General features: G+C 71.8%; 13 protein-coding genes. 8 read left to right on the forward strand and 5 right to left on the reverse strand.

Annotated elements, in window-relative coordinates; genetic code table 11:
* Positions 1 to 54: 54 nt before the first annotated feature.
* Positions 55 to 1,365, reverse strand: a complete 1,311-nt coding sequence (locus tag IE153_RS20230; RefSeq protein ID WP_189591188.1) for an ABC transporter substrate-binding protein — start codon at positions 1,363 to 1,365, stop codon at positions 55 to 57.
* 117 nt (positions 1,366 to 1,482) lie between these two features.
* Here IE153_RS20230 and IE153_RS20235 point away from each other — a divergent pair, with 117 nt between their 5' ends.
* Positions 1,483 to 1,983, forward strand: a complete 501-nt coding sequence (locus IE153_RS20235; RefSeq protein ID WP_037821197.1) for an SCO4402 family protein — start codon at positions 1,483 to 1,485, stop codon at positions 1,981 to 1,983.
* 71 nt (positions 1,984 to 2,054) lie between these two features.
* A complete protein-coding gene (gene purU, locus IE153_RS20240; RefSeq protein ID WP_031110634.1) occupies positions 2,055 to 2,936 on the forward strand; it encodes a formyltetrahydrofolate deformylase in 882 nt (293 codons plus the stop codon).
* A 92-nt stretch (positions 2,937 to 3,028) separates the two neighbouring features.
* On the opposite strand, the gene IE153_RS20245 is transcribed toward purU, so the two are convergent.
* Entirely contained in the window at positions 3,029 to 4,399 is a 1,371-nt protein-coding gene (locus IE153_RS20245) for a zf-HC2 domain-containing protein (protein ID WP_189591190.1), read from the reverse strand.
* Positions 4,396 to 4,977 carry a sigma-70 family RNA polymerase sigma factor gene (locus IE153_RS20250; RefSeq protein ID WP_189591192.1) on the reverse strand — a complete coding sequence of 194 codons (582 nt, stop codon included), beginning with the start codon at positions 4,975 to 4,977 and terminating at the stop codon, positions 4,396 to 4,398. The genes IE153_RS20245 and IE153_RS20250 overlap by 4 nt, the downstream gene beginning before the upstream one ends.
* A 362-nt stretch (positions 4,978 to 5,339) precedes the next feature.
* Between IE153_RS20250 and IE153_RS20255 the strand changes: the two genes are divergently transcribed.
* Both IE153_RS20255 and IE153_RS20260 read left to right on the forward strand, forming a co-directional pair.
* On the forward strand, positions 5,340 to 5,720 hold the full coding sequence (locus IE153_RS20255; protein WP_030849533.1) for an STAS domain-containing protein: 381 nt from the start codon (positions 5,340 to 5,342) through the stop codon (positions 5,718 to 5,720).
* Between the two features lie 168 nt (positions 5,721 to 5,888).
* Positions 5,889 to 6,401: an EF-hand domain-containing protein gene (locus IE153_RS20260; protein ID WP_189591194.1), complete on the forward strand. Its 513-nt coding sequence runs from the start codon at positions 5,889 to 5,891 to the stop codon at positions 6,399 to 6,401.
* A 136-nt stretch (positions 6,402 to 6,537) separates the two neighbouring features.
* On the opposite strand, the gene IE153_RS20265 is transcribed toward IE153_RS20260, so the two are convergent.
* On the reverse strand, positions 6,538 to 8,040 hold the full coding sequence (locus IE153_RS20265) for a class I adenylate-forming enzyme family protein (protein ID WP_189591195.1): 1,503 nt from the start codon (positions 8,038 to 8,040) through the stop codon (positions 6,538 to 6,540).
* Positions 8,041 to 8,141: 101 nt separating this feature from the next.
* Between IE153_RS20265 and IE153_RS20270 the strand changes: the two genes are divergently transcribed.
* The 4 genes from IE153_RS20270 (at position 8,142) to IE153_RS20290 (ending at position 12,568) form a co-directional block, all read left to right on the forward strand.
* Complete coding sequence (locus tag IE153_RS20270) at positions 8,142 to 9,344, forward strand: amidohydrolase family protein (RefSeq protein WP_189591197.1); 1,203 nt, start codon at positions 8,142 to 8,144, stop codon at positions 9,342 to 9,344.
* Between the two features lie 9 nt (positions 9,345 to 9,353).
* Positions 9,354 to 10,487, forward strand: a complete 1,134-nt coding sequence (locus IE153_RS20275; RefSeq protein ID WP_189591199.1) for an acyl-CoA dehydrogenase family protein — start codon at positions 9,354 to 9,356, stop codon at positions 10,485 to 10,487.
* 276 nt (positions 10,488 to 10,763) lie between these two features.
* Entirely contained in the window at positions 10,764 to 11,645 is an 882-nt protein-coding gene (locus IE153_RS20285; protein WP_189591281.1) for an acyl-CoA dehydrogenase family protein, read from the forward strand.
* 443 nt (positions 11,646 to 12,088) lie between these two features.
* Positions 12,089 to 12,568: an ATP-binding protein gene (locus tag IE153_RS20290; protein ID WP_189591283.1), complete on the forward strand. Its 480-nt coding sequence runs from the start codon at positions 12,089 to 12,091 to the stop codon at positions 12,566 to 12,568.
* Positions 12,569 to 13,017: 449 nt separating this feature from the next.
* Here the strand turns inward: IE153_RS20290 and IE153_RS20295 are convergent, their stop codons facing one another.
* Positions 13,018 to 13,944 carry a cyclase family protein gene (locus IE153_RS20295; protein WP_189591201.1) on the reverse strand — a complete coding sequence of 309 codons (927 nt, stop codon included), beginning with the start codon at positions 13,942 to 13,944 and terminating at the stop codon, positions 13,018 to 13,020.
* Positions 13,945 to 13,952 lie beyond the last annotated feature (8 nt).

Consider the following 13,952-nt stretch of genomic DNA (forward strand, 5'->3'; position numbering starts at 1 on the left):
GCCCGAGCGGGCCGTGGACTCACACGGGAGGGACGAGCCGGCGGGCGGGGACGCTCAGTAGTTCACGTCGGCGTCCTGCAGGGTCTTCGTCGTGTCGACGAAGCCCTTGCGCGCCGACACCAGCCGTCCGTCCCGCACCACCTGAAGGGTCACGTTCGCGTTGACCAGGCGGGGGAAGCCCACCGCGGCGAGCTTGTCCTGGAACCGCCAGCGCAGCGTCGGCGTGAGCCCGCCCGTGCCGACCTCCAGGCCGTCGTCCAGGGCCTCCGCCACCGTGTCGGCGCTCACCTCGCCGTCCCCGAGCGACTCGACGATCTGCCGGAACACCGTGTAGGCGATCCACGTGGTCTGCACTCCGGCGTCCGCGGGGTCGATGCGGTTGTCGCCGAAGGCCTGCTCCCGGATCACCCGCTTCATGCCGTCCCAGCGCGGATCGCTCGCCACCGGGTACCAGCCGGTGATGTACGAGCCCTCGTAGGGTCCCGACGCGCCGCCGGTCGCGTCGATCACCGTCTGGTCGACGCTGCCCAGCACGGTGGCCGTCCGCACCTCGGGGTAGTCCTCGCGGGCCCGCCGGAAGGAGTCCATGAAGGTGCCGTTGCGATCCCCCAGCGCGGGCACCACACACCCGTCGTCGGCCGCGCCGCGGGTCGTCGTGCTCAGCGCCCGCTCGGCCTGGCCGTCGTACTCGGTGGCGTCCTCCGCCGCCCGCTGGTCGGTCGAGGCGCGGTGCCCGCCGGCCTTCAGCCCGGAGTCGAGCAGCGGGGGCAGCTGGTCGCCCGCGATGGTGTCGGGCCGGATCAGCGCGACGGGCCCGCAACCGGCGAGTGCGCTGCCGAGACCGGCGAGCAGCGCGGGCTGGCCGCCGTTGACGGGGTAGGACAGTGGGCTGGTGAACTCGGCGTTGGTGATGCCGTAGCCGCCTATGTAGGGGATGCCGGCCCCCTCCAGCGACGGGAAGAAGGAGTCCGCGTACTGGCTGTAGGATCCGACGACCGCGACCGCGTTCTCCTTGGCGGCCCGCCGGGCGCACTTCGCGGCGTCCACGCTGTCGTTGTGGTCGTTGCAGGTCAGCACGTTGAGCTTGCGGCCGTTGATCCCGCCCGCGGCGTTGATCCAGCGGGCGTAGGCCTGGGCGAAGGCGGGCATGCCGGGCTTGTTCGTGGCCTTGGTGTCCTGCGGGGCCCAGGTCATCACGGTGATGGTGTCGTCCCCGGCATCCCCCGTGGTGCCGGGGACGACCCCGCAACCGGCGAGGAGGGACGCGCACGCGACCGCCGTGCCCGCGGAGAGGACGCCGTTTCTGGCGTGACGGGTGAGGAGGCCGGGGAGGAATGTGCTGCGGGTGCGTCGCCTGCCGGTCATGGGTCCGCACGATTCCGTCACACGGCTAACCCGTGAGTGATCTCGGGTCAACACGTGGTGACGCACAGGTGAATTACGGGGGCTGATGTAACCGATGTGGAGGGGAACGTACGATCGATGACCGTGCAAGCTTCGGAGAACTCTTCCCGTCGTGGCCGTCGCTCATCCACCATGGGCGGCATGCCTGTCAACGACATGCCGTGGTGGCGCTGGCGCAGCAACGTGCGCTCGGCGCTGCACATGCTCTCCGATCCCGGGTTCCAGCGGGACGTCTGGCTGGCCGGTGTGGACGGCTTCGGCGACGTGACCGACGCGGTGTACCGGCTGGTCGAGGACACCTGGCTGGACCACTGGTCCGCCGAGAAGTACGTCGGCACGATCTTCCGCGACGCGCAGGAGGCCGCCCTGGTCGACAGCGCGGTGCTGCGGGTGCTGCGGATCATGCACCAGGTCGGGCCGGACGCGCCGGTCGCCGCGTACCTCGAGCACGAGGCGTGGCCGGAGGCGGTCCAGGCGGCCCGGGACGCGCACGTGCAGCTCGCGACGAGTGACGGCGAGGAGCCGGACGCGGCGCCGCGCAGCCTGGAAGTGCTGCGGATCATGACCAGGTCCGCCTAGCGGCTTCGCGGTGCGGTCCGCCCTGCGGGACGATTGCCGGGGGTGTCGTTCCTTGTGGGAACCTGTCCTGCATGAACGAGCAGTCCTCCAGCGCCGCGGTCCCGGCCGACCAGTACGTCCTCACCCTTTCCTGCCCGGACAGGAAAGGCATCGTGCACGCCGTGTCGAGCTATCTGTTCATGACCGGTTGCAACATCGAGGACAGCCAGCAGTTCGGCGACCACGACACGGGACTGTTCTTCATGCGGGTCCACTTCTCCGCGGACGCCCCGGTGACCGTGGAGAAGCTGCGCGCCAGCTTCGCGGCGATCGGTGACTCGTTCCAGATGGACTGGCAGATCAACCGGGCCGACCAGAAGATGCGCATCCTGCTCATGGTCAGCAAGTTCGGGCACTGCCTGAACGACCTGCTGTTCCGGGCGCGGACCGGGGCGCTGCCGGTGGAGATCGCCGGAGTGGTGTCGAACCACACGGACTTCGCCGAGTTGGTGAAGTCGTACAACATCCCCTTCCACCACATTCCGGTGACGAAGGACACGAAGTCCGAGGCGGAGGGGCGGCTGCTCGACATCGTGCGCGAGGAGGGTGTCGAGCTGGTCGTGCTCGCGCGGTACATGCAGGTGCTGTCGGACGACCTCTGCAAGGCGCTGTCCGGGCGGATCATCAACATCCACCACTCGTTCCTGCCGAGCTTCAAGGGCGCGAAGCCGTATCACCAGGCTCATGCGCGGGGTGTGAAGCTGATCGGGGCCACCGCGCACTATGTGACGGCTGATCTCGACGAGGGGCCGATCATCGAGCAGGAGGTCGAGCGGGTCGGGCACGACGTGACGCCCGAGGGGCTTGTCGCGATCGGGCGTGATGTGGAGTGCCAGGCGCTGGCCCGGGGTGTGAAGTGGCATGCCGAGCGGAGGATTCTGCTCAACGGGCGGCGGACTGTGATTTTCGCCTAGGAGCTCGGGGGTCCCGTTTCGTGGCGGGTGCGGGTTGTCCATGGCTTGTCGCGCAGTTCCCCGCGCCCCTCGGGAGTGCCCCTGAGGTCGGTCTACATCCTGCTCAGGGAAGCCGCCGCGAACAGGACGTCTCTGATCGCCTCTCTGTCTCCCACCTGGCCTGCCGCCGCCTCCTGCGGAGGGACGTGGCCGGCGGCCAGGCGGCAGAACTCGACGCCGTCCAGGGCCACGTGGGCCACCTCGTGCTCGGCGGAGCCCTTCGCCGCGGGGGAGTCCAGCGGGATCAGCCACTCGCCGCCGCCCGAGCCCTCGATCTCCAGCCGGAGGCTGCGGCCCGGTTCGCCCGCCGCGACCAGATGCCGGTGAGGGGCGGGGGACGCGAGCCCGGCCCGGCGGCGATGGGCCAGGGCCGTCGGCAGCATCCGGGCCGCGAGGTCGATCATGCGGTGCAGATGGCGCGGCGAGGGCGGGTCGTAGGGGTAGTCGACCGCGACGGCGATGTCCTCCGCGTGCACCCAGCACTCGAAGGCGCGGTCGAGCATCGCGTCGTGCAGGGGCAGCTCGAAGTCGCCGTACGACACCGGCATCTTCCCGGCGCCGCCGCCCGTGAAGGACACCGTGCGCACGAGGTTGTGGCTCTGCTCGCGCCAGGGCGCGCGGACGAACCGGGTCGGCGGGAAGTGGGAGGCGCGCCAGAGGGCCTCGGTGCGGGCCGCCGGCGTCGGCTGCCGGGACGGGACGTCGCCCAGCGGGTCGTCCAGGCCGAGCGCCACCGCCACCAGGCCGTCGACGCTGAGCAGGTGCGCGATGACCCCGGCGACGGTGGTGCGGCGGCTCGTCGACTCGTCGGACCGGAACCAGCGCAGCCGTACCGGCGCGTGCCACTCGGCGTCGCCGAAGTCCTGCAGCAGGGCGTCCAGGCGCGCGGTCTCGGCGTCGTAGGCGGCGGCCCAGTCCGGAACCGGGATGCGCGGCGGGCGCCGCTCCAGGCAGGTGTTCAGGACGCGGGTGCGCAGCCCCGGGTCCAGGTCGAGGCTCTCGGGGCGTTGCAGCAGCCCGACCGCCTCGCGCAGCCGCCGGGCCTCGTCGGCGCAGGAGCCGCACGCGCCGAGGTGCTCCTCGACAGCCGTGGCTTCCTCGGCCGAGCACGCGGCCAGCGCCCAGGCGCCGAGCAGCGCCTTCAGCACGGGGTGCTCGAAGACGGGCGGGGCGGGCGGCGGTGCGGTGTCGCCGGGGTCCGCGGGCGCGGGCAGCGGCAGTCCGCTGTCCTCGACGGAGGCCCGGGGCATGGGTATCCGCGGCGGGCGCCCGCGTTCCGGGGCGTCACCGGGCGTGCCGGTACCGCGCCCACCCTCGCCACCTTCATCCCGAATGCCGCTTTCGTCCCGGGTGTTGCCCTTCCCCTTGTGGTCGTTCTCCCCCTCGTCGCCGTCGTACGCCTCGAACCGGTCCGGCCCGTTCACACCGCACCCCCGTACCCGGGCGGTGTGCCCGGTGCCTCGGTGTCGTGGGCGGTGGAGAGCAGTTGCAGGCCCAGGCGCAGGCGGCGGCGGGCCTCGTCCTCGGTGATGCCGAGGTCGGCGGCGGTCTGGCGGTAGTCGCGGCGCTGGAAGTAGGCCCGCTCCAGGGCCGAGCGCAGCGGTACGGGCATGGACTGCACGATGTAGTCGGCGCGGGCGGCGACCGAGGCGCGGCGCACCTTGTGCTCCAGTTCCTCGGTGGTGCCGGAGCCTTCGCGGGCGAGGGCGGCGGTCTCGGTGGCGCGCAGCCGCTGCACGGCGAGCCGGTGCGTCAGCGTGGCGACCCAGGTGCGCAGCGGGCCCTGCCTGGGGTCGTAGGAGTCGGGGTGTTCCCAGACGTGGATGAAGACCTCGCGGGTGATGCCGTCGGCGGCGCGCTCGTCGCCGAGGACGCGGTGGGCGAGGCCGTGCACGAGGGAGGCGAACCGGTCGTAGAGCTCACCGAGGGCGGCGGCCTCCCCGCGGGCGAGCCGCTGCTGCATCTTGCGGTCCCAGCGAGGCGGTACGTCCTTTTTCGCCATGCGGCCCCCTCACCCCCTGCTCGTGTCCCGCGCCCGTGCTCTGTCCAGCCTGTGCCCGACGTCTCCTCGAATGTAGTCGGCACGTCCGGTGGCGCACGCCCCTTTGTGGCAATGTGCGCCCCCTGACCGGCCGTAGGTGGTAGAGGACCACCGGCCCTCGCACCGGTTGCCTTTGGGCTCGCGCCTACCCCATGGCCCTGGGATCAGGCCTGACTGAAGAGGATCGAACAGGATCGAACTCGACGAAAACAAGCCTCTTCCGCGGGGGATCCGTTTTTCGGGTTGTGTTTCAGGGAACTGCCGCTGGGCAGCCGCGCTGCAAGGAAGCGTAGGGTCTGCTTCCGGTTTGGCGATCGAAGGGCGTGGTGGTGACCTTCAAAGTGACCGGCGGCGAGCAGGGCGAGTGGGCCGTGCTCCAGGTGTCCGGCGAACTGGATCTGGTGACGTCACCGGTGCTGCGTCAGCGCGTGCACGACGTGGTGGCCGAGGGGCATCACTGTCTCGTCCTGGATCTGTCCGAGGTGTTCTTCTGCGACTCCAGCGGCGTCGGCGTGCTCATCGCGGCCCGCCGGCTGATCCGCTCCTGCCAGGGCCGGCTGCGCCTCGTGCTGCCCGCCCGCGGCGCCGCAGACGGCTCCCATGTCAACCGGGTCCTCGGCGCGCTGGGCGTGCGCAGGCTGTTCGACGTGTACGGCGACGTGGACGCGGCCCTCGGCGACGAGGGCGAACCCCTGTCCGCGTGACGGTCCGACGACGCACGGTAGACCGAGTGTTGTCGTTCCGACACGCCGTTGTCCCGGAATTCCCCCGGTCTTGGCACAAGTGACGCTTTCCCGCGCCCGAACGGCGCCCCCCGTCGTACGCTCCGACCGAAACGCACCCCACCCGACGTAAGGCGGCCTGAAGAAGACATGGTCAGCAGCGAGTACGAGCGCAGGATCGCCGCCCGGTTCGCCACCTTCGACCAGGACGGCAACGGCTACATCGACCGCGAGGACTTCTACGGCGCGGTCAAGGCGCTGCTCACGGAGTTCGCGGTGGCGGCCCGCTCCGACAAGGGACAGGCCCTGTACGGCGGCGCAGAGGCCTTCTGGCAGGGCATGGCCGGGATTGCGGACCGCGACGGCGACCAGCGCATCACGCGCGAGGAGTTCGTCAACGGCGCGGTCAAGCGCCTGCGTGACAACCCCGACCGGTTCGCCGAGATCGCCCGCCCCTTCCTGCACGCGGCCCTGGACGTCGCCGACACCGACGGTGACGGCGCCGCGACGACCGAGGAGGCCGGCCGCGTCCTGAAGTGCCTCGGCGTCCCCGAGGACCTCGCGGGCCCGGCCGCCGCCGCGCTCGACGAGGACGGCGACGGCAAGGTCGGCGAGTCCGAGGTCGTCCCGGCCTTCGCCCGCTACTTCACCGTGCCCGAGTAGGGCCACGCGTCCGCGCCCGCCGGATGCGGGATGCCGGCGCCCCTTCGCCGTGGGGGTTGTTCCGGGCGGGCGGCGGTGGGCTGTCGGTGGTTGTTCGCGCGGTTCCCCGCGCCCCTGGGGGCCGGCCCGCTGTGGGTCACGTACCCGCGTAGCGCTCGCGGAGCTTGTACTTCAGCACCTTCCGCAGGGTCTCGCCCCGCGGAAGGGCGTCCACCACCTCCAGCCGCTCCGGCAGCTTGTGCACCGACAGTCCCTCGGTGCGCAGGAAGGCGGTGACGTCCGCGAGCGCCAAGGCCTCGGCCCCCGGCGGCTGTTCCACCACCGCGCACACCAGCTCGCCGCGCGCCGCGTCCGGCAGGCCGATCACCGCCACGTCCCCGACCGCCGGATGCCGGTGCAGCAGGTCCTCGATCTCCTGGGCCGAGATGTTCTCGCCCTTGCGGATGATCACGTCCTTCAACCGGCCGGTGAGGACCAGGTGCCCGGTCTCCGTGAGCCGCCCGAGGTCACCGGTACGCAGGAACCCGTCCTCGTCGAAGGCCTGCGCCGTCTGCCCCGGATCCAGGTACCCGCGGCACACCGCCTCCCCGCGCAGCCGCACCTCCCCGTCCACGATCCGGATCTCCATGCCCTGCGGCGGACGCCCCTCCGTCGTCGCCAGCAGCTCGGGGCCGTCGTCCGGATCCCCCATGGTGATCATCGGCACCTCGGTCATGCCGTACCCGTGGGTGAGTTGCACACCCATCTCGCGCACGACGGCGTGGTACAGCTCCGGCGGCCTGGGCGCCCCGCCGCCCGCCAGCAGCCGCAGCGTCGGCACCACGGGCTGACCCGGCCGCTTGCGCTGCTCCGCCAGGAACATCGAGTAGAACGCCGTCGACCCGCCCGCCATGGTCACCCCGTGCGCGCGGTACGCCGCCAGCGCCTCCGGCAGCGCGAACTGCTCGAACAACGCCGCCGGGAAGCCGTAGAGCAGCAGCATCACCGTGTAGTCGGGCCCGCCGATGTGGGCGTAGGGGAAGGCGATCGAGCCCACGTCCTGCGCCGAGGGGCGCAGCGCGTGCGCCAGGCAGGAGCCGCCCGCTAGGAGGGAACGGTCCGTGTGCAGCACGCCCTTGGGGTCGGAGGTCGTGCCGGACGTCCAGTAGATCCAGCGGACGGCGGTGCCGTCGGAGGGCGGGGGCGGCAGCACGGACGGATCGCCCTCGGGCAGGTCGTCGTAGGCCTGGAAGACGCCCTTCGCGCCGAGCCGCCGGGCCATCTCCGTGTGGTCGAAGCCGCGCCAGGTGCCCGGCACCGCGAAGAACTCGGCCCTCGACTCGCGCAGCGCGAAGCCGACCTCGCGGTCCCGGTAGAAGGGGATCACCGGGGTCTGCACGGCGCCGAGCCGGGCCAGGGCGAAGGACAGCACGGCCGTCTCGATACGGGTGGGCAACTGCCAGGCGACCACCGTGCCGGGGCGTACGCCCATGCCGTACAGCCCGGCCGCGACCCGCTCGGCACGGGCGCGCAGCGCCTCGAAGGTCAGCGTCCGGTCGTCCTGGAGGAAGAGCGGGCGGTCGGGCGTGAGGGCGGCACGGCGGGTGACCAGCTCCCACAGGGTGCGGGACGAACTCAGGGCGTGCGGAGTGTCGTTCACGGCTGCCCCCTGCTCCTCGGCGTGCTGCTTGGCTGACGGGTCGTCAGGTGGGATGCTATCTGACGCTGCATCAGATAAGTACCGTCCGGCGGAGGGGACCCATGGCGACCGAACTGCCCCGCATCATCAGCGTCGACGACCACGTGATCGAGCCCGCCCACCTCTTCGACACCTGGCTGCCGGCCAAGTACCGCGAGCGCGGCCCGAGGGCGCTGACCGCCGGGATCGGTGAACTCGCCTACATCGGCGGTAAGTACCGGATCACCATGGACCCGGACGGCCAGCCCACCGACTGGTGGATCTACGAGGACCTGAAGTTCCCGTACAAGCGCAACATCGCCGCCGTCGGCTTCGACCGCGACCAGATGACCCTGGAGGGCATCACCCGCGAGGAGATGCGACGCGGCTGCTGGGACCCGAAGGCCCGCCTGGAGGACATGGACCTCAACCATGTCGAGGCGTCCCTCTGCTTCCCGTCCTTCCCCCGCTTCTGCGGGCAGACCTTCGCCGAGGCGCACGACAAGGAGGTCGCCCTCGCCTGTGTGCGCGCCTACAACGACTGGATGGTCGAGGAGTGGTGCGGCGACAGCGGCGGGCGGCTCATCCCGCTGTGCCTGATCCCGCTGTGGGACGTCGGCCTGGCGGTCGAGGAGATCCACCGCAACGCCGCGCGCGGGGTGAAGGCCGTGACCTTCTCCGAGATCCCCACGCATCTCGGGCTGCCGTCCATCCACTCCGGCTACTGGGACCCGTTCTTCGCGGTCTGCCAGGAGACCGGGACGGTCGTCAACATGCACATCGGCAGCAGTTCCCAGATGCCCGCCGCCTCACCGGACGCGCCGCCCGCCGTCCAGGCCTCCCTCAGCTTCAACAACGCCATGGCCTCGATGATGGACTTCCTCTTCAGCGGGGTCCTGGTGCGCTTTCCGCGCCTCAAACTCGCCTACTCCGAAGGGCAGATGGGCTGGGTCCCGTACGCCCTGGAGCGCGCCGACGACGTGTGGGAGGAGCACCGTGCCTGGGGCGGGGTGCGCGACACGATCCCCGAGCCGCCGTCGACGTACTACTACCGGCAGATGTTCTGCTGCTTCTTCCGCGACAAGCACGGGGTGGCGTCGCTGGACGTGGTCGGCCGCGACAACGCCACCTTCGAGACCGACTACCCGCACGTCGACTCGACCTTCCCGCACACCAAGGAGGTCGCCCTCGACCACGTCAAGGGCCTCGACGACGAGACGGTGTACAAGCTGATGCGGGGCAACGCCATCCGGATGCTCGACCTCGACCTGGACCGGGACCGCTGAGGCCCGCCGATGGACCTGTCGTACACGCCCGAGGAGGAGGACTTCCGGGCCCGCCTGCGGGACTGGCTCGCGAGAGTGCTTCCCGCCCTCCCGCCCAAGCCGTCCCCCGACGACTGGCCGGGGCGGCGGGCCTACGACCTCGGCTGGCAGCGCCGGCTCCACGACGCCGGATACGCCGACGTCCACTGGGACGGCACACCGAGCGTTCGCCTGATCTTCCTGGAGGAGACCGAGAGGGCTGGCGCGCCCTACGTGGGTGCCAACTTCGTGGGCCTGCTGCACGCCGGTCCGACCATCGCCGCCGAGGGCACGGCCGACCAGCGGGCACGCTGGCTGCCGCCGATCCTGCGCGGCGAGGAGGTCTGGTGCCAGGGCTTCAGCGAACCGGGCGCCGGATCCGACCTCGCGGCCCTGCGCACGCGCGCGCGGCGCGACGGCGACGCCTACGTGGTGACCGGCTCCAAGATCTGGACCTCCCACGCGGAAGTCGCCGACTGGTGCGAGCTGTTGGTCCGCACCGACCCCGGGGCGCCCAAGCACCGGGGCATCACCTGGCTCGCCCTGCCCATGGACGCGCCCGGCGTCACCGTACGGCCGCTGCGCACGCTCGCCGGGTCGGCCGAGTTCGCCGAGGTCTTCCTCGACGAGGTGCGGGTGCCGGTGGCGAACCGGGTCGGGGACGAGAACGACGGCTGGCGCGTCACCATGGTGACGCTGTCCTTCGAGCGGGGCACGGCCTTCGTCGGCGAGGTCGTCGCCTGCCGGCGCGTGCTTGGCGAACTGGCCGTCGAGGCCCGCAAGAACGGCCGGTGGGACGACTCGGCCCTCAGGCGCCGACTGGGCAGGCTCGACGCCGAGTTCCGGGCGCTGTGGCGGCTCACCCAGTGGAACGTCAGCGCGGCGGAGGCATCGGGCGGGGTACCGGGCGCCGGCGGTTCGGTCTTCAAGCTCCGCTACTCGCACGCCCGCCAGGAGCTCTACGACGCCGCCGCGCAGGTGCTGGGCCCCGACTGCCTCGACCTGGACCGGCCCTGGGCCCTCGAACGACTGAGCTCCCTGTCGTACACCATCGCGGCCGGCACCTCGCAGGTGCAGCACAGCATCATCGCCGAGCGCATCCTCGGCCTGCCGAAGGGACGGTGAGGCGCCGTGCGGTTCCGCCTGACGGACGACCAGCGGGCCCTGCGGGACGGGTTGCGCGAGGCACTGGCCCGCCGGTTCGACGCGGCCGCGCTGCGGGCGGCCGTTTGTGCTGCCGGGGTGGAGGGCGGCACGGAGAGTGAGGGGACGGGCCGTCGCGGGGTGGGGGCCGGCTCTTCCGAAAGCGGCGGTGGCGGTGCGGGCGGTGACGGGACGGTCGGTTCCGGGACGGGTGGAGGCGGGGCGAGTGGTTCCGCGTCAGCCGGGGAGCGGGCGGGCGTGTCCGGGGCCGGTGGCGAACGGTCGGGTCGTGCCGGGGCCGGTGGCCGGCCAGTACGCGGTGCCGAGGCGGACGGGGGCGCCGCGGGGACCCGTCGAACGGCCGGATCGCCGCGGCTCGACCGGGCGTTGTGGCGGGCCCTCGGGGACCTCGGGTTCTTCGCGCTGCGGATGCCGGAGGCGGACGGCGGGGTCGGACTCGGCTTGCCGGAGGCGGTGTTGTTGTTCGAGGAGACGGGGCGGGCGCTGGTGCCCGGGCCGCTCGTCGCCACCCACCTCGCGGCAGGTGCCGTACCGGGTGCGGCCACCGGGGCGACGGTGGTGGCGGCCGTGGACGGCGGGCTCGTGGAGTGGCTGGGCGAGGCGGACGTCGTACGCGGGGACCCCACCGGGGCCGTGCCGCTGCGTTCGCTCGACCCGCTGACGCCCCTGCACCGGGTGCCTGCCGGGCGGGCCGCCCCCGACCCCGTCGCCGTCCTCCTCACCGCCGCCGAGCAACTCGGCACGGCCGGCCGCGTCTGCGAACTCGCGGCGCAACACGCCCGGGCGCGCGAACAGTTCGGCCGGCCCGTCGGGGCCTTCCAGGCCGTGGCGCACCTGTGCGCGGGGATCTTGGTCCGGGCGGAGACGGCCCGCGCCGCGGTGTACGCGGCCGCCGTCACGGCCGACCCGGCCGACATCGCGGCGGCCCGGATCCTCGCCGACGAGGCCGCCGTGCGCGGCGCCCGCGACTGTCTCCAGGTGCACGGCGGCATGGGCTTCACCTGGGAGTCCGAGGTCCATCTGCATCTGAAACGCGCATGGGTTCGAACCCAGCGTGCGGGCGGTGTCACGGAGAGTGAGGAAGCTCTCGCCGCGGCTTTGTCGGCCGACTCGGCCTGACGGGCCGTCTGGCTGCGCTATCGCCGTACGCGCTCCCGGAGATGTCGCGGATCGTGGCATACCGGAATCACGGAGCGTTGATATCGGCTTGTGTCCTCAGTGTGACTCGTTACGGCCTGGAGTCGATTGCGCGCTCCGGTACCTTGTGTCAAATGCGAGTGGCTCCGAGCGCAGTGCGACCCCGTGTCGCCGCCTGTTCGACTGCCCGCGGCGAGCGTCGCACAGTATGCCGCACGGGTACTCCTTCGCGCTGGAATATGCCCGAAGCGCTTGTTGGCGTGACTGTACGTCAACCATGCTGTCCCACAAGGGATTCACGTTCCGTGATCCTTGTCCCGGCCGTTGTTCTGGCCATGCAGAAAATGGCTACGATCGTGGCCCTCGTGAGGCGCGAGCCTAAGTGTCCGCCGGTTCGGATGGTGTGAGCGGTGCAGGTGCTTCAAGTGCAGCTGGAGATCCGGCCCGACCCCGCAGAAGTGGGGCGTGCCCGGCGGTGGGCCCGCTCCCGCCTGGCCGGGTCCGGCATACAGGCCGACGAACCCCTCGCCGAGACGCTGATCCTGCTCGTCTCCGAGCTCGTCACCAACGCCGTGGTGCACACCGGCCGTCCCGCGGTCCTGCGGCTTTCGCTGCCGCACGTGGTGACGGAGGAGGCCACGGTCCGTCTCGAGGTCGCGGACCGCAGCGGCCGGGCCCCCGTGCCCCGGTGCGCCGGTGACGAAGCGACCGGCGGCCGGGGGCTGGCGCTCGTCGACGGGCTCGCCGACCGCTGGGGCTGGAGCGTCGAGGCAACCGGCAAGCGCATCTGGTGCGAACTGGACCGGTGTGCGAAGTCCCGCGACCTCACGGCGTCGTGCGGGGGCGGCGTGACGGCCTACGGTGGCGGGGCGGCCTACGAGGGGCTGGCGTACGAGGCTGTGTAGCGCCGCCGGCCGCCGAGACCGCCGACCGCGGTCCGCGCCTGCCCGGGCGTGGAGGACGACGGCACGTGCCGCGGGTTCGTGCGGCGGGGCCGGGGCACGGATGCACGGCGGGTCGGCAGGTTCCCTCGGGGGATGCGGCGATGCGCCGGGACGTGCTTCCGTGCGCGCCTACGGCAAAAGCCGCATGAGTGACATATCGCCGAACGGGTGTTGACGCGTCGTGACTGGTTGCTCACGCTTGTGGTCAGCGATTCGCCGTGAGGGGACGACGAGGGCTTCGGTGGACGGCAGCCCTCGTCGAGTGTGAGTCGTGATTCGGCGTCGGCTCCCTTCAGGGCCAGGGAGTCGGGGCGGGAGCGCCGAAGTCGGGTGGCGGCGCGCGCTGGCGTGCTCGGGGCGAGCAGCGCGGCGCCGCCATCCAGCTTCAGCGGGTGGCGGCCCGGCCCGGCCTACAGGACGGCGACGGGCGCCACCGGAGAGCCGGTCGCCCCGGTGAACGGTTCGGGGGTCGCCGTCAGCAGGAACACATAGCGGCCCGCTTCTCCACAGGCTGTGGACAACTTTTCGAGATTCCAGTTCTGCCCCTGGGGCATGCCCATCTCCACGAGGTGGAGGGCGTGCACGGGCAGCCAGAGATCCGCCACCTCCGGCGGGAACACCTCGAAGGTCAGGGTGTCGTTGGCGACCGCTGCCACATCGCGCGCGTGGAACCACTCCGGCGTGCGGATCGACAGCCCCGGTGACGGATACGCGTAGCCGTGCCGGTCCCCGGCCAGGCAGGCCTGGATCTGTCCGGTGCGTACGAGCACGACGTCACCGGCCCGCACCCGTGTGCCGGCCAGTTCCTCGGCGGCGTCCAGGTCCTCGGGCGTGACGGCGTACCCACCGTCGAGCCGGTCCGTGCCCCGGGCCCGGGCGACGTCCAGCAGCACCCCGCGCGAGACGACGTGCCGGACCGTGCCGATACCGCTGAACCCGGCGCCGCCGTGCGGGGTGACGGTGTGCGCCGGGCGGCCGTTGTAGAGCCGGCCCGAGTGCGAGACATGGGACAGGGCGTCCCAGTGGGTGGCCGCCTGGAGCCCCATGGTCACGATGTCGTCGCTGCACGCGACCGTGCCGGGGCCGAAGATCTCCTGGTTGATCTGCACCATGGCGTGCAGGGGATCGACCCGGCCGGGGATCATGCCGGTCTGCACGCCGTCCTGCTGGAGAGGCAGTGCCAGTGGGACGCGATGGCCGGTGCGGACGGTGGCCGCGGCCTGCCTGACGACCTCGTCGGTGATCAGGTTCAGGGTGCCGACCTCGTCGTCGGTTCCCCAACGGCCCCAGTTGTTCACGCGCTTGGCGATGTCGTGGAACGCGTCCGGCAGCGACATGAGTCCTC

It is taken from the genome of Streptomyces massasporeus (genome assembly GCF_014648995.1).
GTDB lineage: Bacteria > Actinomycetota > Actinomycetes > Streptomycetales > Streptomycetaceae > Streptomyces > Streptomyces massasporeus.

What these genes read in the sequence shown, in the direction of transcription:
- IE153_RS20235 (WP_037821197.1), top strand. Translation starts at nt 1,483, where the DNA reads ATGACCGTGCAAGCTTCGGAGAACTCTTCCCGTCGTGGCCGTCGCTCA.
- IE153_RS20275 (WP_189591199.1), top strand. Translation starts at nt 9,354, where the DNA reads ATGGACCTGTCGTACACGCCCGAGGAGGAGGACTTCCGGGCCCGCCTG.
- IE153_RS20295 (WP_189591201.1), bottom strand. Translation starts at nt 13,944, where the DNA reads ATGTCGCTGCCGGACGCGTTCCACGACATCGCCAAGCGCGTGAACAAC.
- purU (WP_031110634.1), top strand. Translation starts at nt 2,055, where the DNA reads ATGAACGAGCAGTCCTCCAGCGCCGCGGTCCCGGCCGACCAGTACGTC.
- IE153_RS20260 (WP_189591194.1), top strand. Translation starts at nt 5,889, where the DNA reads ATGGTCAGCAGCGAGTACGAGCGCAGGATCGCCGCCCGGTTCGCCACC.
- IE153_RS20270 (WP_189591197.1), top strand. Translation starts at nt 8,142, where the DNA reads ATGGCGACCGAACTGCCCCGCATCATCAGCGTCGACGACCACGTGATC.
- IE153_RS20250 (WP_189591192.1), bottom strand. Translation starts at nt 4,977, where the DNA reads ATGGCGAAAAAGGACGTACCGCCTCGCTGGGACCGCAAGATGCAGCAG.
- IE153_RS20230 (WP_189591188.1), bottom strand. Translation starts at nt 1,365, where the DNA reads ATGACCGGCAGGCGACGCACCCGCAGCACATTCCTCCCCGGCCTCCTC.